This is a genomic window from Brevundimonas sp. 01N35, from assembly GCF_056399785.1.
Window position 1 is genome coordinate 14957 of sequence record NZ_JBFTRZ010000011.1, and the last position, 20987, is coordinate 35943.

General features: G+C 70.0%; 22 protein-coding genes. 10 read left to right on the forward strand and 12 right to left on the reverse strand.

Going from position 1 to position 20987, the window contains the following annotated elements:
• Positions 1-9: 9 nt before the first annotated feature.
• Positions 10-834, reverse strand: coding sequence for an ABC transporter permease (locus AC1DJ5_RS11870; protein ID WP_441454657.1), 825 nt, complete (start codon positions 832-834; stop codon positions 10-12).
• A gap of 233 nt (positions 835-1067) precedes the next feature.
• On the opposite strand from AC1DJ5_RS11870, the gene gcrA reads away from it, so the two are divergent.
• On the forward strand, positions 1068-1604 hold the full coding sequence (gene gcrA, locus AC1DJ5_RS11875; protein WP_441454658.1) for a cell cycle sigma 70 cofactor GcrA: 537 nt from the start codon (positions 1068-1070) through the stop codon (positions 1602-1604).
• A gap of 173 nt (positions 1605-1777) precedes the next feature.
• Here the strand turns inward: gcrA and apaG are convergent, their stop codons facing one another.
• A complete protein-coding gene (gene apaG, locus AC1DJ5_RS11880; protein ID WP_477020728.1) occupies positions 1778-2185 on the reverse strand; it encodes a Co2+/Mg2+ efflux protein ApaG in 408 nt (135 codons plus the stop codon).
• A 104-nt stretch (positions 2186-2289) separates the two neighbouring features.
• Between apaG and AC1DJ5_RS11885 the strand changes: the two genes are divergently transcribed.
• Positions 2290-3324, forward strand: a complete 1035-nt coding sequence (locus AC1DJ5_RS11885; protein WP_441454660.1) for a 2'-deoxycytidine 5'-triphosphate deaminase — start codon at positions 2290-2292, stop codon at positions 3322-3324.
• Between the two features lie 177 nt (positions 3325-3501).
• Here AC1DJ5_RS11885 and AC1DJ5_RS11890 read toward each other — a convergent pair whose 3' ends face one another.
• A complete protein-coding gene (locus AC1DJ5_RS11890; RefSeq protein ID WP_477020729.1) occupies positions 3502-4107 on the reverse strand; it encodes a TlpA family protein disulfide reductase in 606 nt (201 codons plus the stop codon).
• Between AC1DJ5_RS11890 and argH the strand changes: the two genes are divergently transcribed.
• Genes argH through lysA form a run of 3 tightly spaced genes read left to right on the forward strand, consistent with a single transcriptional unit; the run spans position 4106 to position 7053 of the window.
• On the forward strand, positions 4106-5509 hold the full coding sequence (argH, locus tag AC1DJ5_RS11895) for an argininosuccinate lyase (protein WP_441454662.1): 1404 nt from the start codon (positions 4106-4108) through the stop codon (positions 5507-5509). The genes AC1DJ5_RS11890 and argH overlap by 2 nt on opposite strands.
• Positions 5506-5739, forward strand: coding sequence for a hypothetical protein (locus AC1DJ5_RS11900; RefSeq protein ID WP_441454663.1), 234 nt, complete (start codon positions 5506-5508; stop codon positions 5737-5739). The genes argH and AC1DJ5_RS11900 overlap by 4 nt, the downstream gene beginning before the upstream one ends.
• A 33-nt stretch (positions 5740-5772) precedes the next feature.
• Complete coding sequence (gene lysA / locus AC1DJ5_RS11905) at positions 5773-7053, forward strand: diaminopimelate decarboxylase (RefSeq protein ID WP_477020730.1); 1281 nt, start codon at positions 5773-5775, stop codon at positions 7051-7053.
• A gap of 362 nt (positions 7054-7415) precedes the next feature.
• On the opposite strand, the gene AC1DJ5_RS11910 is transcribed toward lysA, so the two are convergent.
• Both AC1DJ5_RS11910 and AC1DJ5_RS11915 read right to left on the reverse strand, forming a co-directional pair.
• Positions 7416-7955 carry a phosphoribosyltransferase gene (locus AC1DJ5_RS11910; protein ID WP_441454665.1) on the reverse strand — a complete coding sequence of 180 codons (540 nt, stop codon included), beginning with the start codon at positions 7953-7955 and terminating at the stop codon, positions 7416-7418.
• Positions 7948-8859, reverse strand: coding sequence for a DUF3426 domain-containing protein (locus AC1DJ5_RS11915; RefSeq protein ID WP_477020731.1), 912 nt, complete (start codon positions 8857-8859; stop codon positions 7948-7950). The genes AC1DJ5_RS11910 and AC1DJ5_RS11915 overlap by 8 nt, the downstream gene beginning before the upstream one ends.
• A 75-nt stretch (positions 8860-8934) precedes the next feature.
• On the opposite strand from AC1DJ5_RS11915, the gene AC1DJ5_RS11920 reads away from it, so the two are divergent.
• From AC1DJ5_RS11920 to AC1DJ5_RS11935, 4 genes are read left to right on the forward strand one after another with little or no spacing between them, the layout of a single operon-like run.
• The gene (locus tag AC1DJ5_RS11920) at positions 8935-9660 is read left to right on the forward strand and encodes a cell division ATP-binding protein FtsE (RefSeq protein WP_477020732.1); all 726 of its coding nucleotides are present in this window, start codon (positions 8935-8937) and stop codon (positions 9658-9660) included.
• Positions 9657-10538 (forward strand): cell division protein FtsX, encoded by an 882-nt coding sequence (locus AC1DJ5_RS11925; protein WP_477020733.1) that lies wholly within the window; start codon positions 9657-9659, stop codon positions 10536-10538. The genes AC1DJ5_RS11920 and AC1DJ5_RS11925 overlap by 4 nt, the downstream gene beginning before the upstream one ends.
• A 9-nt stretch (positions 10539-10547) precedes the next feature.
• Complete coding sequence (locus AC1DJ5_RS11930; RefSeq protein ID WP_477020734.1) at positions 10548-11177, forward strand: YdcF family protein; 630 nt, start codon at positions 10548-10550, stop codon at positions 11175-11177.
• The gene (locus AC1DJ5_RS11935) at positions 11178-11879 is read left to right on the forward strand and encodes a lysophospholipid acyltransferase family protein (RefSeq protein WP_477020735.1); all 702 of its coding nucleotides are present in this window, start codon (positions 11178-11180) and stop codon (positions 11877-11879) included.
• A gap of 6 nt (positions 11880-11885) precedes the next feature.
• On the opposite strand, the gene hisC is transcribed toward AC1DJ5_RS11935, so the two are convergent.
• From hisC to AC1DJ5_RS11960, 5 genes are all read right to left on the reverse strand, one after another.
• Entirely contained in the window at positions 11886-12989 is a 1104-nt protein-coding gene (gene hisC, locus AC1DJ5_RS11940; protein WP_477020736.1) for a histidinol-phosphate transaminase, read from the reverse strand.
• Positions 12990-13012: 23 nt separating this feature from the next.
• Positions 13013-13693, reverse strand: a complete 681-nt coding sequence (locus AC1DJ5_RS11945; protein WP_477020737.1) for a hypothetical protein — start codon at positions 13691-13693, stop codon at positions 13013-13015.
• On the reverse strand, positions 13693-14757 hold the full coding sequence (locus AC1DJ5_RS11950; protein ID WP_477020738.1) for a DUF2125 domain-containing protein: 1065 nt from the start codon (positions 14755-14757) through the stop codon (positions 13693-13695). Before AC1DJ5_RS11950 ends, AC1DJ5_RS11945 begins: the two co-directional genes overlap by 1 nt.
• 472 nt (positions 14758-15229) lie before the next feature.
• On the reverse strand, positions 15230-15703 hold the full coding sequence (ybaK, locus tag AC1DJ5_RS11955) for a Cys-tRNA(Pro) deacylase (RefSeq protein ID WP_477020739.1): 474 nt from the start codon (positions 15701-15703) through the stop codon (positions 15230-15232).
• Positions 15704-15937: 234 nt separating this feature from the next.
• On the reverse strand, positions 15938-18613 hold the full coding sequence (locus AC1DJ5_RS11960; RefSeq protein WP_477020788.1) for an ATP-dependent DNA helicase: 2676 nt from the start codon (positions 18611-18613) through the stop codon (positions 15938-15940).
• 272 nt (positions 18614-18885) lie between these two features.
• Here AC1DJ5_RS11960 and AC1DJ5_RS11965 point away from each other — a divergent pair, with 272 nt between their 5' ends.
• Positions 18886-19845, forward strand: coding sequence for an alpha/beta fold hydrolase (locus AC1DJ5_RS11965; protein WP_477020740.1), 960 nt, complete (start codon positions 18886-18888; stop codon positions 19843-19845).
• A gap of 66 nt (positions 19846-19911) precedes the next feature.
• Here AC1DJ5_RS11965 and AC1DJ5_RS11970 read toward each other — a convergent pair whose 3' ends face one another.
• Together AC1DJ5_RS11970 and AC1DJ5_RS11975 are read right to left on the reverse strand one after the other, a co-directional pair.
• Entirely contained in the window at positions 19912-20343 is a 432-nt protein-coding gene (locus tag AC1DJ5_RS11970; RefSeq protein ID WP_477020741.1) for an SH3 domain-containing protein, read from the reverse strand.
• A gap of 132 nt (positions 20344-20475) precedes the next feature.
• On the reverse strand, positions 20476-20904 hold the full coding sequence (locus tag AC1DJ5_RS11975; protein ID WP_441454677.1) for a hypothetical protein: 429 nt from the start codon (positions 20902-20904) through the stop codon (positions 20476-20478).
• Between the last annotated feature and the right edge of the window lie 83 nt (positions 20905-20987).

Consider the following 20987-nt stretch of genomic DNA (forward strand, 5'->3'; position numbering starts at 1 on the left):
CCTAACGGCTCAGCTCTTCAGACGCCAGCCCGAGCGGAACACCAACCAGCAGGCCGCGCCCATCAGCACGGTCAGCACGCCGCTCATGACGATCCCGATCATCAAATTCCCCTCGGCGTGGCCGATGAAGCCCGACCGGAAGCCGTCGATCAGGTAGAAGAAGGGATTGAAGCGGCTGATGCTGGCGAAGGGCTCCGGCAGGCTGTCGATCAGGTAGAAGGTGCCCGACAGGAAGGTCATCGGCATGACCACAAAGTTCTGCACCGCCGACAGGTGGTCGAACTTCTCGGACCACAGACCCGCCAGCACGCCCATCATCCCCATCAGCAGGGACGCGATCAGGCCGAACCAGACGATCAGGAACAGGTTGGCCACGCCCAGCTTGGCGAAGGGCAGGACGCAGAGCGCGGTCACCAGGCCGACCGCCACCCCGCGCGTCGCAGCCCCCAGGGTGAAGCCGATGGTCAGTTCCAGCGGGCTGAGCGGCGGGGTCAGGAAGTCGGTCGCCGTCCCCATGATCTTGGCCTGGATCAGGCTGGACGAGGCGTTGGCGAAGGCGTTCTGCAGGATGGCCATCATGATCAGGCCGGGGGCCACGAACTCGGCGAAGGGGGTGCCGTGCAGCGGCGGCCGCGCGCCCTTCAGCGCCACCACGAAGACCAGCATGTAGAGCAGGGTCGTCACCACGGGGGCCGCCACCGTCTGGGCGCCCACCTTCCAGAAACGGCGCACCTCGCGCAGGTAGAGGGTGCGCAGACCCACCCAGTTGATCCCGTCGTAGCGACGCGGTTGGGGCAGGCCGGAAGGGCGGGTAGAGGCGAGATCGGTCTTCATGGCCGCCCAGATGCGCCCGCCAAGCTGGTTTCGCAAGGCGCCCGACGTTCGTCGAGCGAACTCAAAACTGAGTCAAAACGGGACATTAACCACACTACATGTGGTTTCTGTGGACAGCTGAATTGCCACATCTTGCGTGTTTTAAGGGCTGCTTTACGATTAGTAGCAGGTCGAGGCAGGGAAACCCGCCGGCGACCCAAGATATTGAATCCGACTTCCCCGGGAGGGTGGCCATGACCGCAGGCTGGACTGAAGACCGCGTCGGCGCGCTGAAGAAGCTCTGGCTGGAAGGCCAATCGGCCAGCCAGATCGCCAAGACCCTGGGCGGCGGCGTGACCCGCAACGCCGTGATCGGCAAGGTGCACCGCCTGGGCCTGTCGGGCCGGGCCGCGCCCTCGCAACCGGCGCGCACCACGTTCCGCGCCGCCCGTCCGCGCCCCGCCGCACCGGCCGCGCCGGTTCAGGCCCCGTCGGCCCCGCGCCGCATCGAGGCCGCCGCGCCCCGTCCGGTCATGGCGGTCCAGCCTTCGGCCCCCGCGCCCATGCCCGAACTGCCGGGCACGGCCACGGTGATGACCCTCGGCGCCCACATGTGCAAATGGCCGATCGGCGACCCGTCGTCGCGCGAGTTCAGCTTCTGCGGCCGTCGCGCCACGGAAAACGTCTATTGCGGCGAACACGCCCGCGTCGCCTACCAGCCGCAAGTCCGTCGCGGCGCGACCAAGGACGGCGCCACCGAACTGGCGCGTTCGCTTCGCCGTTACATCTAAGGGCGCTATCGCTCGCGACGCGGTCGCTCGCTGCTTGAGCGCCCGCATCTAGCTTCTCCCGTCCGGTTCGCTGGACGGGAACAAGGCTGGGGCTGCGGTTCATCCGGGTTGACGCAGCCCTATCGCCCTCGCCGCCTGGCGGGGGTTTTTCTTTGGGTGGAAGGTCGCCGCCCCTAGTTCAGCACCCGCCGCGCATCCGGCACGTCCAGGCTGAAGGCCGGGATGGCCGCCTCGAACATCCGGCCTTCGACGTCGGTCATGTAATAGGCCCCGACCATCGAGCCGGACGCCGTGCCCAACGGACAGCCGGAGGCGTAGGAATAGCTGTCGCCAGCCTCGATCACCGGTTGTTCGCCGACCACCCCCGAACCACGCACCTCCTCGATCCGACCGAAGGCATCGGTGATGGTCCAGCGCCGCGCCACCAGTTGCACCGATGCGCCGGTCAGGTTGACGATCTCGATCTGATAGGCCCAGACCCAGCGCCCGCCCTCGGGGTCCGACTGGCCCGCCAGATAGGAGGGGCGGACGCGGACGACGACGCCTTCGGTCTCGGCGGTATAGGCAGGAGCGGCGTGCATAGGCTATATGCAGCCCGCCGACCTCGGGGTTCAACCCGTCTGTCGCGTCGGATGTCGCATTCCGAAGCGAGACAGGCGGAAAAATCCGTGTGAGACAGGACGGCATGAGCATCTTCGAGATTCCCTCCCAGCCCGGCATTCTGCCCTTTCAGAGCATCGAGACCCTGATCGCGACCGGCGCGATCCGGTCCGACACCCCCTTCGATCACGATCAGGTGCAGCCGGCGAGCCTGGATCTGCGGCTGTCGAACCAGGCCTGGCGGGTGCGCGCCTCCTTCCTGCCCGGCCAACGCAAGGTCGAGGACCGCATCGCCGACGTGGCCATGCATGCGGTCGACCTCTCGGGCGGCGTGGTGCTGGAAAAGGGCTGCGTCTATATCGCCCGGCTGCAGGAGCGGCTCAGCCTGCCGCGCGGCCTGAACGCCCGCGCCAACCCCAAGAGCTCCACCGGCCGTGTGGACGTCTTCGTCCGTCTGCTGACCGATCAGGGCGGCAGCTTCGACGACGTGGACGAGGGCTATGACGGCCCCCTCTATCTCGAGATCGCGCCCCAGACCTTCTCCATCCTGGTCCAGCCCGGCACCCGCCTGAACCAGCTGCGCCTCAAGGCCGGCGACCCGCCCAAGCTGGAGACCCGCAGCGTCGGCGTCGATCTGGAAGCGGGCGAAAGCGGCATCGTCGGCTTCCGCGGCCGTCGCCACGCCGGGGTCGTCGACATGGACCACATCGACGGCCACGACCCGCGCGACTTCTGGGAGCCGCTGATCCTGCGCCGCGACGAACTGCTCCTGGATCCGGGCGAGTTCTACATCCTGGCCTCGCGCGAAGCCGTCGAGATCCCGGTCGACCAGGCCGCCGAAATGACCCCGATCGACCCCTCGGTCGGCGAATTCCGCGTCCACTACGCCGGCTTTTTCGACCCGGGCTTCGGCACGGACGAGGCCCACGGCGCCGGCTCCAAGGGCGTGCTGGAGGTTCGCACCCACGACACCCCCTTCCTGCTGGAACACGGTCAGATCGTCGCCCGCCTGGTCTATGAGCCGCTGACGGAACGCCCGTCGCGCCTCTACGGCGAAGGCGGCAGCCACTACCAGAGCCAGGGATTGAAACTGTCGAAACACTTCCGCCCCTGGGGCTAACTTCCTTCTCCCCTTGTGGGAGAAGGTGTCATGCGAAGCATGACGGATGAGGGGTGTCGGCGCTGTCGCTTCTCGTTGGTCAGGCAAAAGATAGCGCCGCGATCATCCGACCGCGGCGCTTACACCCCTCATCCGAGCACCTGCGGCGCCCACCTTCTCCCTCAAGGGGAGAAGGATCTACTTCTCGGCCAGCAGGGCGTCGACCAGAGCCGTCGCCTCCTTGCTGGCCCAGTCGGCCTCGCCGGTCAGGACGGCGCGGACATTGCCCCGGCGGTCCAGCAGGATCGTCTGGGGCATGGCCCCCTTGCCGGGAAACTCGAACGGCAGCTGGAATTTCGGATCGGCGTAATAGGTCAGCGGCGGGTGCTCGGCGATGAAGGCGCGGGCCTCGGGCACGGCCTTGTCCACGTCCATGCTGACGGTCACGACCGCGAAGTCGTTGCGCCCTTCATAGTGCTTGGCCAGCGCCGCCAGGGTCGGCATCTCGATCTTGCAGGGCGCACACCAGGTGGCCCACAGGTTGACCACCGCCACCCTGCCCTTGAAGTCGGCAAAGCGAACATCGCGGCCCTCGGCGTCCTTGAAGACATAGTCGGGCGCAGGCGCAGGGGCCGGCGTCACCAGCTTGGACAGCGAACCCTGGGCGTAAACGGCCAGAGCGGATGACGCGGACTCTTTGCCCCCGCCGTGCCGATTGGCGTATAGCAGCGCCGCGCCGCCGATCACCCCGATCAGCAGCAACGCCGTCGCCACGCCCGCCAAAGTCCGTTTAGAGCCGCTCATGTCCGACACGCCTTCCAACACCCCGCAAGGTCAGTCTCTATGGGGCGGGCGCTTCAGCGCCAAGCCCGCAGACATCATGCAGGCCATCAACGTCTCCATCGGCGTCGACAAACGCCTGTGGGCGCAGGACCTGGCGGGCTCGCGGGCGCATTGCCGCATGTTGGCCAAGCAAGGCATCATCGCCCAGGCCGACGCCGAGGCCATCCTGGGCGGGCTGGACGTCATCGAGGGCGAGATCACGGGCGGGACCTTCCCCTTCCGCGACGCCTATGAAGACATCCACATGAACGTCGAGGCCCGCCTGTCGGAGCTGATCGGCGAGCCGTCGGGACGTCTGCATACGGCGCGCAGCCGCAACGATCAGGTGGCGACGGACTTCCGCCTCTGGGTCCGCGACGCCTGCGACCGCACCGTCGAACAGCTGAAGGCCCTGCAAGCGGCCCTGCTGGACCGGGCGGAACAGCACGCCGGCGACCTGATGCCCGGCTTCACCCACCTGCAGACGGCCCAGCCGGTGACCTTCGGCCACCACCTGATGGCCTATGTCGAGATGTTCGGCCGCGACGCGAGCCGCTTCAATGACGCCCGCACCCGCATGAACGAGAACCCGCTGGGCGCCGCCGCCCTGGCCGGGTCGCCCTTCCCCATCGACCGCCACATGACGGCGCAGGCCCTGGGCTTCGACCGGCCGATGGCCAACTCGCTGGACGCCGTGTCGGACCGCGACTTCGCCCTGGAAAGCCTGGCCGCCGCCTCGATCGCGGCGGGCCACCTGTCGCGTCTGGCCGAGGAGATCGTGGTCTGGATGACGCCGATGTTCGGCTTCGCCTCCCTGCCCGACGACCTGACCACCGGCTCGTCCATCATGCCGCAGAAGCGCAACCCCGACGCCGCCGAACTGGTGCGGGCCAAGACGGGCCGGATCATGGGCTCGCTGGTCGCCTTGTCGACGGTGATGAAGGGCCTGCCGCTGGCCTATTCCAAGGACATGCAGGAGGACAAGCCGCCGGTGTTCGAGGCCTTCGACGCCCTCGATCTGGCGCTGACCGCCATGACGGCCATGGTTTCCGCCATCATCCCCAACACGCCGCGCATGGCCGCCGCCGCCGGCGCCGGCTTCTCGACCGCCACCGACCTGGCCGACTGGCTGGTGCGCGAACTGAACCTGCCCTTCCGCAAGGCGCACCACGTCACCGGCGCCGCGGTGAAGCGGGCCGAGGCCCTGGGCGTCGGTCTGGGCGATCTGCCGCTGGAAGAATTGCAGGCCCTGGACGCGGGCATCACCAAAGAGGTGTACAAGGTTCTGACGCCCGAAGCCTCCTGCGCCAGCCGCCAGAGCTTCGGCGGCACCGCGCCGGAACAGGTCCGCGCGCGCATCGCCGATTGGAGAAACCGCCTGTGAAAAAGACCCTGATCCTCGCGGGCGCCGCCGCCCTGATGCTGTCGGGCTGCGGGCGCATGGCCGACCTGGAAGCCCCAGGCGCGACCCCGCGCCAGACCGAGCGCGCCCCGCGTGACGCGGACGCGCCCGAAATGCCCGACCCGGCGACGCTCAACCGCCCGCCCAGCGAGGTGCCGATCGACAACGGCTCGCCTACTCCCTTCAGCAAGCCGCCCACCCCGCGCGCCTGACCCTGCCTCTCTAGCCCCAGGACTCCTCGCCCGGTGCACTATTTCGACCTGAAGGACGGCGTGCTCCACGCCGAGGGCGTCTCGCTGGAGACGCTGGCGGCGGAGGTCGGCACCCCGACCTATGTCTATTCCTCGGCCACGCTGCGCCGTCACTACGGCCTGCTGCGCGACGCCTGCGCCGCGCATCGGGACGCCTTGGGCGACGCCCTGATCGCCTTCGCGGTCAAGGCCAACTCCAACCTGTCGGTGCTGGCGACGCTGGCGAAGCTGGGCTGCGGCGCCGACACCGTGTCCGAGGGCGAGATCCGTCGGGCGCTCAAGGCCGGCGTTCCCGGCGAACGCATCATCTTCTCCGGCGTGGGCAAGAGCGACGCCGAACTGGCCTTCGCCATCGAGGTCGGCGTGCGCCAGATCAACGTCGAATCCTCGGCCGAACTGGACCGGCTGATCGCCGTGGCGGCGGCCAAGTCCGCGTCTCCGGCCATCGCCATCCGAGTCAATCCCAAGATCGGCGCCGGCGGCCACGCCAAGATCACCACCGGCGGCGCGAGCGACAAGTTCGGCGTGCCGGTCGAGGAGGCGCTCGACCTCTACGCCCGCGCATCACGCTCGCCCCACGTCACCCCCGTCGGCCTGGCCTGCCATATCGGCAGCCAGATCACCGATCTGACGCCGCTGGAGAACGCCTTCCGCGTGCTGCGGGAAATGACCGAGACCCTGCGCGCCGACGGCTACAGCGTCACCCGCCTCGACCTCGGCGGCGGTCTGGGCGTGCCCTACTACGGCGACGCGGAGACCGCCTCGCCCGCCGACTATGTCGCCATGGCGGCGCGGGTGCTGGACGGCCTGGGCGTCGAGGCGGCGTTCGAGCCGGGCCGGCTGATGGCCGCCAATGCGGGCGTGCTGCTGAGCCGGGTCATCCAGGTCAACGAACGGACCGATGGGCGGCGCTTCCTGGTGCTGGACGCGGCGATGAACGACCTGATGCGCCCCGCCCTCTATGACGCCTTCCACGACCTGAAGGCCGTGGCGCCGCGCGACGGCGAGATGGTCCCCTATGACGTGGTCGGCCCCGTCTGCGAGACCGGCGACACCTTCGCGCGCGACCGCGACCTGCCGCCGTTCGCAGCGGGCGATCTGGTCGTCTTCATGAGCGCGGGGGCTTACGGCGCGGTGATGAGCGGCGAATACAACACCCGTCCGCTGGCGGCCGAGGTTCTGGTCGATGGCGAGCTCCACGCGGTCATCCGCCCGCGCCCGACCTATGAGCAGATGTTCGCGCGCGAACCCCTGGCGGAGTGGCTGCGAGACTAGGGTTTCCGCTCACATCGACCCCCGCCAATCCCAATGAACCAAAGGGATTGAACGGTTCTGAAGCCGATATTCCAGCCTGGGTCACGGAGCGCGCCACACTACGCGCGGTCTTTGACATCACCGCCCGCCGCCGCCCGTTTCAGGACTTCGGCTCGCTCCGTCCCTTCTCCCGATGGGAGAAGGTGGCCCGCAGGGCCGGATGAGGGTTGTCGGCATCCTTCGGCGAAGCCGCCGCGCGTCGGCTCACGCCGACTGACCACCCTCACCCTTTTGCCTCAGCGAATCGCCTTCGCCTCGGGCGCTCCCGCATTGCACGAATTGCACTGTTTTTTTCATTCCACAGTGCAACTGGGGTTCGCGCCCTAATCCAGCGCGCAGATATCCGGCAGGCCGCGCAGGCCGCCGCGATGGTCCAGGCCGTACCCGACGAGGAAGCGGTTGGGGGCCTCCCAGCCGACGAAGTCCGGCTCGGGCGCGCGCGCCTCGGGCCAGGGCTTGCGGGCGAAGACGCAGGTCAGGACTTCTGACGCGCCCGCTTCCTTGGTGATCCGCACCGCCTCGGCCAGCGACAGGCCGGTGTCGAACACGTCGTCGAGGATCAGCACCCGCTTGCCCGCGATGGGGCGCTGGAAGGGGGCATAGACGTCGATCTTGCCGCGGCTGGTCGTCTCGTCGCCGTAGGAGGCCAGCCACAGGGCATCGAAGCGGACATGGCGGCCTTGGCGCGACAGGGCGCGGGTCAGGTCGGCGGCGAACCACAGCCCGCCGGTCAGCAGGACGGCGGCCACCGTCTCGTCGTCGATGACGGGAGCGATACGCCGCGCGAGATCGGCGACGATCGCCTCGATCTCGGATTGCGGCAGGAGAACCGTGGGGGCGGGCGCCGGGTCTTGATCAGCCATTCACGGCGGATAGCCCCTGGGCGGGGCCGCTGTCGAGGGGGGTCGCGTCGCGCGGCGTCAGATCAAAGGCCGTGGCGCGACGCAGGCCTTCGCCCTGCGCGGGCGGAGCACGGCGGGCGGGAGGGCGGGTCGAGCGCGCGTCGGCCTGTTCGATGCGGGGCGCGGGCGGCGGGGCGGCGGCCTTCGCCGTGCGCCGGGGCTCCATCACGAAATCAACGCCGACGCCCGACGCCTTGCGCTCGGGGTCGGGGATGACGACAGCGAAGCCCAGCACCTTGCCCGGTAGGACGGGGGCCGCCTCCAGCCGGACGATGCGATGGCCTATCTCGGCGCCGCCGGCGTCCAGAAGGGCGACGCGCACCGGCGGGGCCACGACTTCATTGTCGCGAATATTACGCAGGGCGCCCGAAACCATGACCTTGCCGGGATCATTCGCGGCGGTGCGGGCGCCGACGACCTCGAACTCCAGCCCGGCCAGGTTCACCGGCGCGCCGACGACCTTGTAGACGGCGGCGGCCTGCGGCCAGGCCTGGACGATCTGCAGCCGGAAGACGAAGGCGGCGCCGATCAGCGCCAGGAGGATCACGGCCAGCGCGGCCCAGGCGGCGCCCTGCGCAGCGGCGCGGCGCATCCGGCGCTTTTGCTCGGCCTTGGCGCGGAAGGCGCGCGGAAGTTCGGGGGCGGGGGTCTCGGCCAGACTGTCGGGGGTTTCATCGTGCTTGCCGAAACCGGCCGCCTCGACGACAGGCTCCTCCGTGGCGGCGGACAGCTCCAGAGGCTCGTCCTCCAGGCTCACGCGCCAGTCGTGGCCGCAGGATTTGCAGCGCACACGACGGCCGTTCGGACCGATCGCTTCATCGGGAACGAAATAGCTGGTGGCGCAGGCGGGGCAGGTCAGTATCATGTCGGCTGACTGCGAGGCTCGACGCCCCCTCCTGTCGAGGCGCCCGCAACGCCCCCGGTCCAATACGAAAAACTGATGCCACACTCGACCCGACGCGCCGCCGACCCCGATTCCGCGCCCGACACCGTCCGCCTGCGGGGCGTGGGTTTCGGCTATGCGGACAGGCCCGGCGTCCTGCGCGACATTAACCTTAGTCTGACGCAGGGCTCTTTCCACTTCCTTACCGGACCGTCGGGGGCGGGCAAGTCTTCGCTTTTGCGGCTGCTGACCCTGGCCGAACGGCCCCAGGCGGGACGAATCAGTCTGTTCGGACGCAACGTCACCGACCTGCCGCGCGGCGGCGTGCCTGCGTTCCGGCGGCGGATGGGGGTGGTGTTTCAGGATTTCCGCCTGCTGGACCATCTGTCGGCCTTTGAAAACGCCGCCCTGCCCCTGACCCTGGCGGGCGAGCGCCGGGCCGATCACGCCGCCGACGTGGCCGAAATGCTGCGCTGGGTCGGCCTGGGCGAGCGCATAAACGCCCTGCCCCCGGCCCTGTCCGGCGGCGAGAAGCAGAGGCTGGCCATCGCCCGCGCCGTCATCACCCGACCCCGCCTGATCCTGGCCGACGAACCCACCGGCAGCGTCGACCGGGCCATGGGCGAGAAGCTGATGCGGCTGTTCCAGTCGCTGAACAAGCTGGGCGCTACCGTCCTGATCGCCAGCCACGACGAGGCCCTGGCCGAACGCGTCGGCGCAGCCGTGCTGCGGCTGGAGGGCGGACGCCTGACCCAGATGGAACCGACGGGAGAAGCCGCGTGATCCACGCCCTGTTCACCCGCGGCCCGGGTCTGCTGTCGCGCGAGGCGGGCGGCGAGCGCTGGCTGATCGTGGTCATCGCCGTCCTGTGCTTCCTCGCCTCCATCACCGCCGTCGGGGCCCTGGCCGCCGACCGCGCCGCCCACGGCTGGGCCCGCCAACTGCGGGCCGAGGCCACGGTTCAGGTCCGCCCCCGCGTCGACGAGACCGGCCCTACCGCCGCCGCCCGCGCCGCCGAGACCCTGGCCGGGGTCAAGGGCGTGGCCGAGGCCGAGGCCATGGACCGCAAGGCCGCCGAGGCCCTGCTGCGGCCCTGGGTCGGCGAGGCGGCCCTGCCCGACCTGCCCCTGCCCTATCTGGTCACGGTGCGGCTGGACCCGAAGTCACCCGCCAGCGCCCCAACACTCAGCCGCGCCCTGGCCGAGGCGGGACTGGACGCCAGCGTCGACGACCACAGCCTTTGGCGCGGCGAGGTCGAGCGGGCGGCTGGCGTCATCACGGCGCTGGCGGGGGCGGCCTTCCTGATGATCGCCACGGCGACGGCGGCGGCCATCGCCTACGCCACCCGCGCGGGGCTCGCGGCGCAGCGGTCGGTGATCGAGACCCTGAGCCTGAACGGCGCCTCGGACGGCTATGTCGCCGGTCTGTTCCAGCGCCGCTTCGGCGGGCTGGCGGCGGCGGCGGGGGCCATGGGCGCGGGCGTCGCCGCCCTGCTGCTGGGCCTGCTGCGGCTGATCGGCGGCGAGGGCGGGCTGACCCCGGCGCTGCCCCTGGCCTTTTCCGACCTGCTGATCCTGATCGCCTGTCCTGTGCTGGCCTTCGGCGTCGCCCTGCTCGCCGCCCGCTTCACGGCGCTGGCGAAGCTGGGCGGTCGTGGCTAGTTAAGCATCATGAAGTTCCTGACGCTGATCGCCGTGGTGGCGCTGATGTGGCTGGTGGGGTTGTTCGCCTTCGCCGAGCGCGTGCGCAGCCTGACGCCCGCGCCCGAGCCCGTGCGCGCCGACGCCATCGTCGCCCTGACCGGCCCCTCGGCCGAGCGCGTCAACGCCGCCATCCGCCTGCTGGAGCAGGACAAGGGCCGCCGGGTGCTGATCTCGGGCGTCAACCGCGACGTGCGTCGTCAGGAACTACGCGCCCTGACCCCCGGCTCGACCAGACTGTTCAACTGCTGTGTCGATCTGGGCTTCGAAGCCGAGAACACAGTCGGCAACGCCCAGGAGATCGCCGCCTGGGCCCGATCCAAGGGCTATCACAGCCTGATCGTCGTCACCTCCGACTACCATATGCCGCGCAGCCTGCTGGAAATCCGCGGCGCCGCGCCCGGGGTCAAGCTGACGCCCTACGCCGTCTCGACCCCGTCGCTGGACAATTCGCGCTGGTGGCGGGCCGCCGTGACGGCGCGACGGATGACGCTCGAATATATGAAATACCTGGCCGTGTTGGGCCGCGAGGGGATGCACCGGCTGACCGGCGAGCACCCGGAACGATCAGCGCCGCCCTCCCAGCCCGAGGTCGCCTGAATGACCACCATCCGCTCCCTGATCTTTGTCGTCTGGCTCTATCTGTCGATGGTGATCTTCGCCGTCGGCCTGTCGCCGGCCCTGCTGATGCCGCACGGCGCCGCCGTCTGGGTCATCAAGTCCTGGTCGAAATTCGTCCTGTTCGGCCTGCGCTGGATCGCCGGGATCAAGGTCGAGGTGCGCGGCCTGGAGCATCGCCCGACCGGCGCCGCCCTCTTGGCCTGCAAGCACCAGGGGATGCTGGACGTCATCGCCCCCTTCTCCTTCCTCGACGACACCTGCTTCATCATGAAGAAGGAGCTGATGGCCCTGCCCTTCTTCGGCTGGTTCGCCTGGAAGACCAAGATGATCGCCGTGGACCGTTCGGCCCATTCCAAGGCGCTGAAGGACATGGTGCGTCAGGCCCGCGCCCGTCACGCCGAGGGGCGCCAGATCCTGATCTTCCCCGAGGGCACGCGCGGCGAGATCGGCGCCGCCCCCGACTACAAGCCCGGCATCGCCGCCCTGTATCGCGACCTGAACAGCCCCTGCTGGCCCATCGCCACCAATTCGGGCGTGTACTGGCCCGCCCACGGCTTCCGCCGCTATCCCGGCACCATCGTCTTCGAATTCCTGCCGCCCATCCCGGCGGGTCTGAAGCGGGCCGAATTCATGGCCGAGCTGGAACACCGCATCGAAACGGCGTCCACAGCCCTGCTCTGATCCGGATCAGGTGGCGGCGAACTCGCTGAGGGCGTCGAGCACGGCGCGGTTCTGGTCTTCCGTGCCGATGGTGATGCGCACGCAGTCGGGCAGGCCGTAGCCGCCGACCGGGCGGACGATGATGCCCTTGGAGTTCAGATAGTCGCTGGCGGCGGCGGCGTTGCGCTTGTCGTCCGGGAAGCGGACCAGGACGAAGTTGCCCGCCGAGGGGAAGACCTCGAAGCCGAAGCCGCGAATGGCCTGGGTCATGCGCGGGCGCCAGTCCAGCACCAGATCGCGCGAGGCCTTCTGGTGCGCCTCGTCGCCAAGAGCAGCGGTGGCGGCGTCCAGCCCCGGCACCGAGACGTTGAATGGCAGGCGGATGCGGTCGATGGCCTCGGCCACCTCCAGCGGGGCGTAGCCGAAGCCGATGCGCAGGCCGCCCAGGCCGTGGATCTTGGAGAAGGTGCGGGTGACGACGATGTTGGCGGCGTCGCGGGCCAGACCGAAGCTGGTCTCCCACTCCGGCTCGACCACGAACTCGGCATAGGCCTCGTCCACCACCAGGATGATGTGCGACGGCAGGGCGGCGTGCAGGCGGCGGATCTCCTCGCCCGAGTTCCAGCTGCCGGTCGGGTTCGACGGGTTGGAGACGTAGACGATGCGGGTCCGCTCATCGACCTGTTCGAGGATGGCCTCGACCTCGGCCTTCATGTTCGGCTCGGGGGCCAGCTTGACCTCGGCGCTGCAGGCCAGGGCCGAGATGCGGTAGGCGAGGAAGCCGTACTGGCCGGTGACGATGTTGTCGCCGGGCTGCAGATAGGTCTGGTTCAGCAGGGCGAAGACCTCGTCCGAGCCGTTGCCGAAGATCAGGCGCTCGCCCTCCAGACCATGGTGGGCGGCCACGGCGTCGCGCAGCTTGGTCGCGCGGCCGTCGGGATAGACGTGGATGTTCTTCAGCGCGGCGGCATAGGCCTCGCGCGCCTTCTCGCCGGCGCCGAGGGCGTTCTCGTTCGACGACAGCTTCATCGGCTCGGCGAAGCCGGCGATGGAGCCCTTGCCGCCGACATAGGGGGCGATGTCGAGGATGCCGGGCTTGGGGGCGGGCGCGGTCTTGGTCGCGTCGGTCATGGGCGTCATCCTCGGAAGCATGGTCAGTAAACGGGGGCGGCGCCGATGACGCCGCTCATCTGGCCGGGGGCGTCGATCAACCGCCCGTCCTCGGCCTGCACATAGCCTGTCAGAACGAACAGCTTCAAGCCGCCGCCCGCCGCCAGGGGGCCGGCGATCAGACCCGCCTCGCCAAGGGCGGCGACGATGCGGGCGTCGGACGCGGCGCTGTCGGTGACCCAGAAGGTGCGGTCGTCGCCGGTCGGGCCGGGGGCCTCGGTCGAGACCAGCAGGGCGCGGGGCGAACCGGCAGCGTCGTCCGGCAGGGCGGCGACGACCTTGAGCATCGGCAGGGCCAGCAGCCTGGCCCACCAGGGTCGGGCCCCGAGGTCGATCAGGGCGCGGCCGCCTTGCCGCGCGGTCAGGAGAGCTTGATCCGGCTCGGCGACCGGGCGGCCGATCAGGCCCCAACGGTCGGCGGCCAGCGCCTGCGACAGCGGCCCGCAGGTCGCCAGCGCCGGACCCGTCGCGGCCTCGATACGGCCGAGGACGGCGCGCAGGGCCGGGCGTTCCGTCGCCGGAATGTCGCGCAGCAGCTCGCGCAGGGCGATGGCGTCGGCGTCGGCCGAGCCGCGCGGGCCAGCCTGGATGCGGGCGCGGGCCGCCGCGATCAGGGCGCGGTCCAGGGCCAGACGCTCCGCGTCCTCGGGCGGTTCGACCAGCATCAGAACAACTGCGGCGCAGGGGCCAGGGCGAAGGGCCCCAGATAGGTGCGGCCGTTCTTGAAATTCAGCACCAGATCGACGGCCTGGCCCTCGGTCCCCGTCCCGCCTTGCGGCGTAGCGGCGGCAGCCCGGGCGGCGGCGGCGCGGTCCATCGCCCCGCCCTGCTGGGCCCCGGCCAGACCGACGATGGCGGCCAAGGGCTTCTCGGCACGCAGGAAGACCTCGCCTTCCAGACGGCCCTTGTCGTCCGCCGACAGGGCAGGGCTGGACAGGAAGGTCTTGCTCTCGCCTGCGCCCAGTTGACCCTTCACCTCGACGAAGCGGCCCCCGGCGGCGGTCCAGGCCGACAGCAGGCCGGCGGCGTCCGCGCCCTTCAGCGCGCTGGCCTTTTCGATCACGGCCTCGACCTGGGCGTCCAGCTTGCCCGACTGGGTCAGGCCCTCGACCGGACCATGGGGGCGGCCCTCGCCGTCCACCAGACGGAACAGCACGTCCACGTCGTCGGTCGGCGCGTTCGAGCCTGCGAGGTGGGGGCGCATGTAGAACTGGATCAGGCCCGCCTTGGACAGGGGGAAGGGCTCGGCGTCGGGCAGGGCGGTGAAGACCGGCTTGACCAGTTCGACCACGACATTGGGCCAGCGCTGGGTCAGGCCGTGCAGGCTCATGCGGATGGTCTCGGCGCGGATCGCGACCTTGCCCTTGGCCGCACGCGTCAGGACGAGGCCGTCGGGCGCGGCGATGACCCATTTGGCCGGGTTGTAGGCGTTGGCCTCGGCCACGATCTCGGGGGCGGCCACGGCATGGCCCGAGGGGGAGATGACATCGACATGCTTCATCGCCACCCGCGCCCGCAGCGGCCAGCCCGTGGTGGTGACGCCCGCGTGTTTTACGGTCCAGCCCGACTGCTCCAGCCGGGCGATGCGCCCCTCCAGCTTCGTCTCGATCTGCTGCGTCAGAAAGAACCACCAGCCGGTCCAGAGCGCCAGGCCGACGAAAGCGATGGCGAAGGGGATGATCAGTCCCTTGCGGCTGTGATGCACGGGGGCGGCGTGGGCGTCGGTCATGGAGTCTCCGGTGTCGACGCCTCACATAGACCAAGGACCGAGGCGGGACCAAGGATCAAGGCGTGGAGGCCGCCGGGGGGATGGCGCTTGTACGGCGCCAGAAAAAAACAGTGCAATTCGTGCAATGGCGGAGGGGGCGTATCCGCGTCCTTCTCCCGTTGGGAGAAGGTGGCTCGAAGGGCCGGATGAGGGTCGTCGGCGTCGGTCGGCGTAAGCCGTGGCGCGGCGGCTTACGCCGACGGTTAGGTGAGCCCCTCACCCTTTCGCCTGGCGGATCGCCTTCGGCTCTCCGAGGCTCAAGCCCTCTCCCGCCGGAAGAGGGACGGGGGAGCGGTGATGTCAAAGACCGGACGCTCAATCTTGCACGGGGCGTGAGGCGGGCTGGAACTCTCGCTCCGGGATCGGCCAATCCTGATGTTTCATGGGGATTGGCGCGGGTCGATAGGCGCAACGTCCGCAAGGGAGGCGCGGATCAGGCCGTCAAATCGGCCAGTTTCGCCTCCGCCGCCCGCGCGGCGTCCTCAGGGGCGAGGCCCAGCAAGAGGCCGCGCTGGCCGCCGTTGATCAGGATGCGGTCGAACAGGATGGCGGTCTCGTCCATCACGGTCGGCACGGCCTTGCGCTGGCCGAAGGGACTGACGCCGCCGACCTTGTAGCCGGTCAGGCGTTCGGCGTCGGCGGGCTTCATCATCTGGGCCGACTTGCCGCCGATGGCCGCCGCCAGCTTCTTCATGCTGACCTCGCAGTCGGACGGGACGATGACGCAGGCGGGCTTGCCGTCCACCAGGGTCATCAGCGTCTTGAACACCTGCTCGGGCGCCCAGCCCAGCGCCTCGGCCGCCTGCAAGCCCACGCGCGGGGCGTCGGGGTTGTAGGCGTAGGGGAACAGTTCAAAGGCGACGCCGGCCTGGGTCAGGGCGAGCGTGGCGGGGGTGGTTTTGGACATGGGCTTCAGTCAGCTTGAGGCGTGACGCTCTAGATAGACGATGACGCGACAGGGTGCAGCGCTCATCTCTTTCGTCATCCTCCGGCAAGCCGCGCAGCGGCGCCGACCGGGGGACCCAGCGGCGCCCTTAGGGCGAAAGATGCGGGCGCCGCGCTTGCAGTGAAGGTCGCCTTCGGCGCCGCTGGGTCCCCCGGTCTCGCTCCGCTCGCCGGAGGATGACGAAAGAAAGAGGCTTCAGCTTGCCTCGAGCTTCAAGAAGCTTTTGGTCAGCTCCACCGCCTCGGCCAGACCCATGCGCTGGACCTCAGCGCCGGGGGGCAGGCCGGCGAACAGGCGGGTCGGACAGGCGGCGTCCAGCATCAGGAAGACCCCCTTGTCGTCGGCGCGACGGATCAGACGGCCAAACGCTTGCGCGATGCGGCCGCGCGCCAGGGCGTCGTCATAGCCCTTGCCGCCGAAGCGTTCGCGCCGCGCCTTGTGCAACAGGTCGGGACGCGGCCAGGGCACGCGGTCGAAGGCCAGCACGCGCAAGCTGCGCCCCGGCACGTCGACCCCGTCGCGCACGGCGTCGGTGCCCAACAGACAACTGTCCTGTTCGGCGCGGAAGACGTCGACCAGAGCCCCGACCTCCAGCGGATCGACGTGCTGGGCGTAGAGGGGGACGCCGGCCTTGGCCAGGTCCGGTCCCAGTCGCTCATAGACGGTCTTCAGCCGGCGGATGGCGGTGAACAGGCCCAGGCCGCCGCCGCCCGCCGCCAGGAACAGCTCGCGCATGGCCGCCGCGATCTGGCGCGGGTCGTCCTTCATCAGGTCGTTGACGACGATGATGCGGCTGTTGGCGGCGTAGTCGAAGGGGCTGTCCACCTTCAGCGTCCGCGCCGGTTCGATCAGGCGGGCCGCGCCGGTGCGCATCCGGGCCAGCGAGAACGGGTCGTCGGCCGCTGGGTCCGACAGGGTGGCCGAGGTGATCAGCACCCCGTGGGCGGGCATGATGACGGCGGCTTCCAGCGGCACGGTCGGGTCGATCCAGTGACGGCGCAGGGCGACGTCGTGGATGCGGCCGAAGGCGGCCTCGGCGCTCAGCCAGTCGACGAAATCGGGATCGGGTTCGTCGCCGCCCTCTTCCAGCGCCGCCAGCATGGAGCGCCAACCCGGCAGGGTCATGCGCGCGCGCCGGTCCATGCCGCGCAAGGCGCCTTCGATGCGGGCGCGGGCGGCGCCGTCCAGCTCGGCGGCCTCCTCGTCGAGGATGTCCTCGAGGTGGCGCGACAGGGCCAGCAGGGGCGCCTCGACGGCGGCGATGGCGCGGGCGGCGGCGCGGGCGGCCTCCAGCACCGGCTCGGTGGCGGGGCGCAGGGCGCACTCCAGCCCGAACTCGGTCCCGCCGGTCTCCTGACTGCGGGCGCGCAGCTGTTCCAGCGCGGCGACGAGGAAGGCCTCGATCGGGCCGATGGGGTTGATCTCGCCGGACGCCGGGGCGATGCGGCCCGAGACGCCCTCGCCCGGCAGGGCGGCGGCGGCGCGCATGGCGTCCTTCAGGGCCTGGGCGGCGGCCTCGTTGTCGGCGCACAGGTCGCCCAGACGCTGCTCCAGCCCGCGCCCGCGACGGCCGCGCCCCTCGGGGCCGCGGATCCAGCGGCGCAGCTCAGCGGCTTCCTGACCCGACAGGCAGGCGGAAAAGGCGCTGTCGGCGGCGTCGAACAGGTGGTGGCCCTCGTCGAAGACGATGCGTTTCAGCGCCGCCGTCTCGCCGTCCTGCTTCTGACTGCGCGCCGAGCGGGCGCCGTCGAAGGCGGCCTGGGTCATGACCAGGGCGTGGTTGGCCACGACCAAGTCGGCCCGGCGGCTGGCGCGGATGGTCTTCTCGACGAAGCAGAGGCGGTAATGCGGACAGGCGGCGTGGACGCATTCGCCGCGCCGGTCGACCAGATTGGCCGGGCTGGCCTGATGGCTGGGGGCGGCGGCGTAGAGGCCGGGCAGCCAGCCGGGATAGTCGCCGCCGGTCATGTCGCCGTCGCGGCTGTGCGCGGCCCAGCGGCTGGCCAGACCCATGCCGATCAAGTCGCCGTTGCCCAGTTGCGCCGCCTGCATCATGTCCTGAAGGTTCAACAGGCAGAGGTAGTTTTCGCGGCCTTTTCGCACCACCGTCTTCTTGCGGCGCTCGGCCTCGTCGGGCCACAGGGCGCGGCTTTCGCGGTCGATCTGGCGTTGCAGGGCGCGGGTGTAGGTCGAGACCCAGGCCGCCCCCGAATTGCGCTCGGCCCACAGGCTGGCGGGGGCCAGATAGCCCAGGGTCTTGCCGGTGCCGGTCCCCGCCTCGGCCAGCAGGACGCGCGGACGACCCTCTTCGTTTCGGGGCGAAAAGGCGTAGGCGGCCTCGGCGGCGTAGTCGGACTGGGCCGGGCGCGTCTCGTCCAGACCCGAGGCCTGCAGCAGCTTGTCCAGACGGATGCGGGCGCTCTCACTGTCGACGGGGGCCGAGCCGGCCTCGCCGCGCGGGGCCTCGTCCTCCCACTCCTGAAGGCGAGACCAGACGTCCAGACCCGTGCCGCGCTCGCGCCGGTCGCGCAGGGGTCCGGCCTGCAGCGCCGCCAGCACGCGCGAACCCCAGGACCAGCCCGCCCGGTCCAGCGTCCCGGCCAGGGTGTAGGCGTCCTCGCGTCCCGGATAGGCGGGGTCGGTCAGTTCGTTGAGCAGGTCGGCGGCGGCGTCGCGCAAAGCCTGGGCTTGCGCCTCGGCCCCCTTGGGCTCCGAACGGCCCAAGGCCAGGGCCAGTCCCGACGGCGAGGGCGCGCAGAATTTGGCGGGCCGCACGAAGGCATAGAGTTCCAGCACGTCCAGCATGTCGGTCGAGCGCGGCGGCGGGCTGAGCCCCAGACGGCGCGCGGTCAGGCTGGCGTGGGCGACCATGACGGCGCCGCCGGTGAAGACGCCTTCAGCCGCCCCGCGCCCGATCTTCTTCGCGCCAGAGGCGTCGCAGATCGCCCCCGCGCCCGGCGGGGTGGCCAGGGCGGGCGGCAGCTCGGCCCAGACCTTTGTCGCGGGCTGGACGGTGGAAGGGGCGGAGGCGTCGGTCACGCCCGATCCATAGCGCCCCGCGCGGCGAAACGGAACGGGAACGTGCGCCCCTCTCGCCAGAGGCCGAAAAGCGGGCCAGGCTGCGCCTGACAGGAGGACCGCCCATGCAGACCCGCCGCATCGCCACCGACGGCCTGACGCAACAGGTGATCGAAGCGGGAGAAGGCCCGTTGGTCCTGCTGCTCCACGGATTTCCGGAGCTTGCGATCAGTTGGCGGGCGCAGGTTCAGGCCCTGGCCGAGGCGGGCTATCGCGCCGTCGCCCCCGACATGCGCGGCTACGGCGGCACCGACAAACCGGCCGACGTGGAGGAGCACACGATCCTGCATCTGGTCGGGGACATGGTCGATCTGGTCCGGGCCTTGGGCGAGGAACAGGCGGTGGTCGTCGGTCACGACTGGGGCTCGGCGGTAGCCTGGCACTGCGCCCTGATGCGGCCGGATGTGTTCCGGGCCGTGGCCGGCCTGTCGGTGCCGTTCCAGCCGCGCCGGGCCAAGGGCCCGCCGACCGCAGCCATGGCGGCGATCACGAAAAGGGCGGGGCTGGGCGACCTCTACATCAACCGCTTCCAGTCGCCGGAGGCCCATGTGGCGCTGGACGCCGATCCGGCCACGGCCTTACGCAAGATATTCTGGGCCTATGACGGCGCCACCGCCGAGACGGACCAGTCGACCGGCTTCATGCCCGAGGGCGTATCCCTGCTCGACAGCATCTCCGACCAGGCGACCCTGCCGCCGTGGATGAGCGCGGCGCATTTCGCCGAATACGTCGCCGCTTTCACAGCGTCAGGCTTCAGAGGGCCGCTGGACTGGTATCGCTGCCTGGACCGCAACTGGGCCCTGACCGGCTTCCTGCAAGGCCAGAAGATCGCCCAGCCCGCCCTCTTCCTCGTCGGCGAACGCGACCCCGTCCGCCACTACGCCGGCCCGCACGAGGCAGCGCAGAAGGACTGGCTGACCGACCTGCGCGGCCAGGTCGTCCTGCCCGGCGCGGGCCACTGGCTGCAGCAGGAGCGGGCGGACGAGGTGAACGCGGCGCTGATCGGGTTCCTGCGCGGGCTTTAGGTCCCGGAAACGACAGAGGCCCGCCCCGGCGAACCGGAGCGGGCCTCGATCAATCAGCCCGGTCGATCAGGCGCGGCGGGCGTACTGGGCGCTGACCCAGCCCTGATTGCGGATGTGCAGCCAGTTGCCGCGAACCTGATCGACCTGAACGATGCGCCCGGCGCGGACCTGGCCGGCGCGTCGGAAGTGGGCGCCGGGGCCGCTGCGCAGGTTCACCGTCGAGGTGATGCGATAGCGACCGGCGCGGTTGGCCTGATGCTGACCCTGATCAGGGCGGTGCTGGGCGTTGTGGGACGGAGCCGGGGCCGAGGGGCGCTGCTGGACATGGGCCGGGCCCTGGTTCGGCCGCTGCTGCATATAGGGCTGCGGCGTCGACTGATGCTGGGCCTGCGGACGGTTCTGCGCTTGCGGCTGAGCCGAGGCCGCCAGCGGCGCCGAGACGGCGAAGACGCCGACCAGGGCGACGGACAGGATGGCGCGGGTGGATTGGATCGTCATGGGAGAGCCTCCGGTACATATGTACGGACCCTCAATGCGCCGCTGGGACTGAACGGCCCCAAACTTTGCAGTTATGTCCCGTTCATGGGCGCTGACGGCGACCCCTGGGGCCGCCGTCGCTGAAAACCGTCGTCAGGGCTGGCTTGCCCCCGGCTGCATCGGAGGCGCCAATTCCGTGCGGCTCGCATAGGCGCCCGTTGACGGCGGCTGGTTCATGCATTGCTTCTGCACCGCCGCCGACTGCAGGGCGTCGTACTCGCCCTTCAGGCGCCCAAGCTCTTCCTTCTTGTCGTTGCCGCCCGCGAGGAAAAACAGGGCTGGCCAGAACAGGACCAGACCGACGCCCATGGCCCAGGCGTCGTTGGAGGCCTGGCGGCGCTGATGGCCCGTGACCTCGTCGACGCGCTGGCCGATGCGCATCAGCTCCAGGCGGATCTGGTTGCAATCATAGCCTTGGTACTGCAGCGGCGAGACATAGGCCGCCGATATCTTGTCCGGCGCCGTGGCGCAGGCCGTCATGGACAGCGCCATCAAGGGCGCTGCGATCGTCTTCAGTCTCATAAGATCCCCCAAGGATTGAACGCTCGGCCCCTCGCCGAACGACAGAACCCTGGTATCCCAAATGAAACTAACGCCGCGTGAAG

What these genes read in the sequence shown, in the direction of transcription:
- AC1DJ5_RS11870 (WP_441454657.1), bottom strand. Translation starts at nt 834, where the DNA reads ATGAAGACCGATCTCGCCTCTACCCGCCCTTCCGGCCTGCCCCAACCG.
- AC1DJ5_RS11930 (WP_477020734.1), top strand. Translation starts at nt 10,548, where the DNA reads ATGAAGTTCCTGACGCTGATCGCCGTGGTGGCGCTGATGTGGCTGGTG.
- ybaK (WP_477020739.1), bottom strand. Translation starts at nt 15,703, where the DNA reads ATGTCCAAAACCACCCCCGCCACGCTCGCCCTGACCCAGGCCGGCGTC.
- AC1DJ5_RS11960 (WP_477020788.1), bottom strand. Translation starts at nt 18,613, where the DNA reads ATGGTCGCCCACGCCAGCCTGACCGCGCGCCGTCTGGGGCTCAGCCCG.
- AC1DJ5_RS11950 (WP_477020738.1), bottom strand. Translation starts at nt 14,757, where the DNA reads ATGACCGACGCCCACGCCGCCCCCGTGCATCACAGCCGCAAGGGACTG.
- AC1DJ5_RS11920 (WP_477020732.1), top strand. Translation starts at nt 8,935, where the DNA reads ATGCCACACTCGACCCGACGCGCCGCCGACCCCGATTCCGCGCCCGAC.
- AC1DJ5_RS11910 (WP_441454665.1), bottom strand. Translation starts at nt 7,955, where the DNA reads ATGGCTGATCAAGACCCGGCGCCCGCCCCCACGGTTCTCCTGCCGCAA.
- apaG (WP_477020728.1), bottom strand. Translation starts at nt 2,185, where the DNA reads ATGCACGCCGCTCCTGCCTATACCGCCGAGACCGAAGGCGTCGTCGTC.
- AC1DJ5_RS11890 (WP_477020729.1), bottom strand. Translation starts at nt 4,107, where the DNA reads ATGAGCGGCTCTAAACGGACTTTGGCGGGCGTGGCGACGGCGTTGCTG.
- AC1DJ5_RS11885 (WP_441454660.1), top strand. Translation starts at nt 2,290, where the DNA reads ATGAGCATCTTCGAGATTCCCTCCCAGCCCGGCATTCTGCCCTTTCAG.
- AC1DJ5_RS11975 (WP_441454677.1), bottom strand. Translation starts at nt 20,904, where the DNA reads ATGAGACTGAAGACGATCGCAGCGCCCTTGATGGCGCTGTCCATGACG.
- hisC (WP_477020736.1), bottom strand. Translation starts at nt 12,989, where the DNA reads ATGACCGACGCGACCAAGACCGCGCCCGCCCCCAAGCCCGGCATCCTC.
- gcrA (WP_441454658.1), top strand. Translation starts at nt 1,068, where the DNA reads ATGACCGCAGGCTGGACTGAAGACCGCGTCGGCGCGCTGAAGAAGCTC.
- AC1DJ5_RS11970 (WP_477020741.1), bottom strand. Translation starts at nt 20,343, where the DNA reads ATGACGATCCAATCCACCCGCGCCATCCTGTCCGTCGCCCTGGTCGGC.
- AC1DJ5_RS11965 (WP_477020740.1), top strand. Translation starts at nt 18,886, where the DNA reads ATGCAGACCCGCCGCATCGCCACCGACGGCCTGACGCAACAGGTGATC.
- AC1DJ5_RS11915 (WP_477020731.1), bottom strand. Translation starts at nt 8,859, where the DNA reads ATGATACTGACCTGCCCCGCCTGCGCCACCAGCTATTTCGTTCCCGAT.
- AC1DJ5_RS11945 (WP_477020737.1), bottom strand. Translation starts at nt 13,693, where the DNA reads ATGCTGGTCGAACCGCCCGAGGACGCGGAGCGTCTGGCCCTGGACCGC.
- argH (WP_441454662.1), top strand. Translation starts at nt 4,106, where the DNA reads ATGTCCGACACGCCTTCCAACACCCCGCAAGGTCAGTCTCTATGGGGC.
- AC1DJ5_RS11935 (WP_477020735.1), top strand. Translation starts at nt 11,178, where the DNA reads ATGACCACCATCCGCTCCCTGATCTTTGTCGTCTGGCTCTATCTGTCG.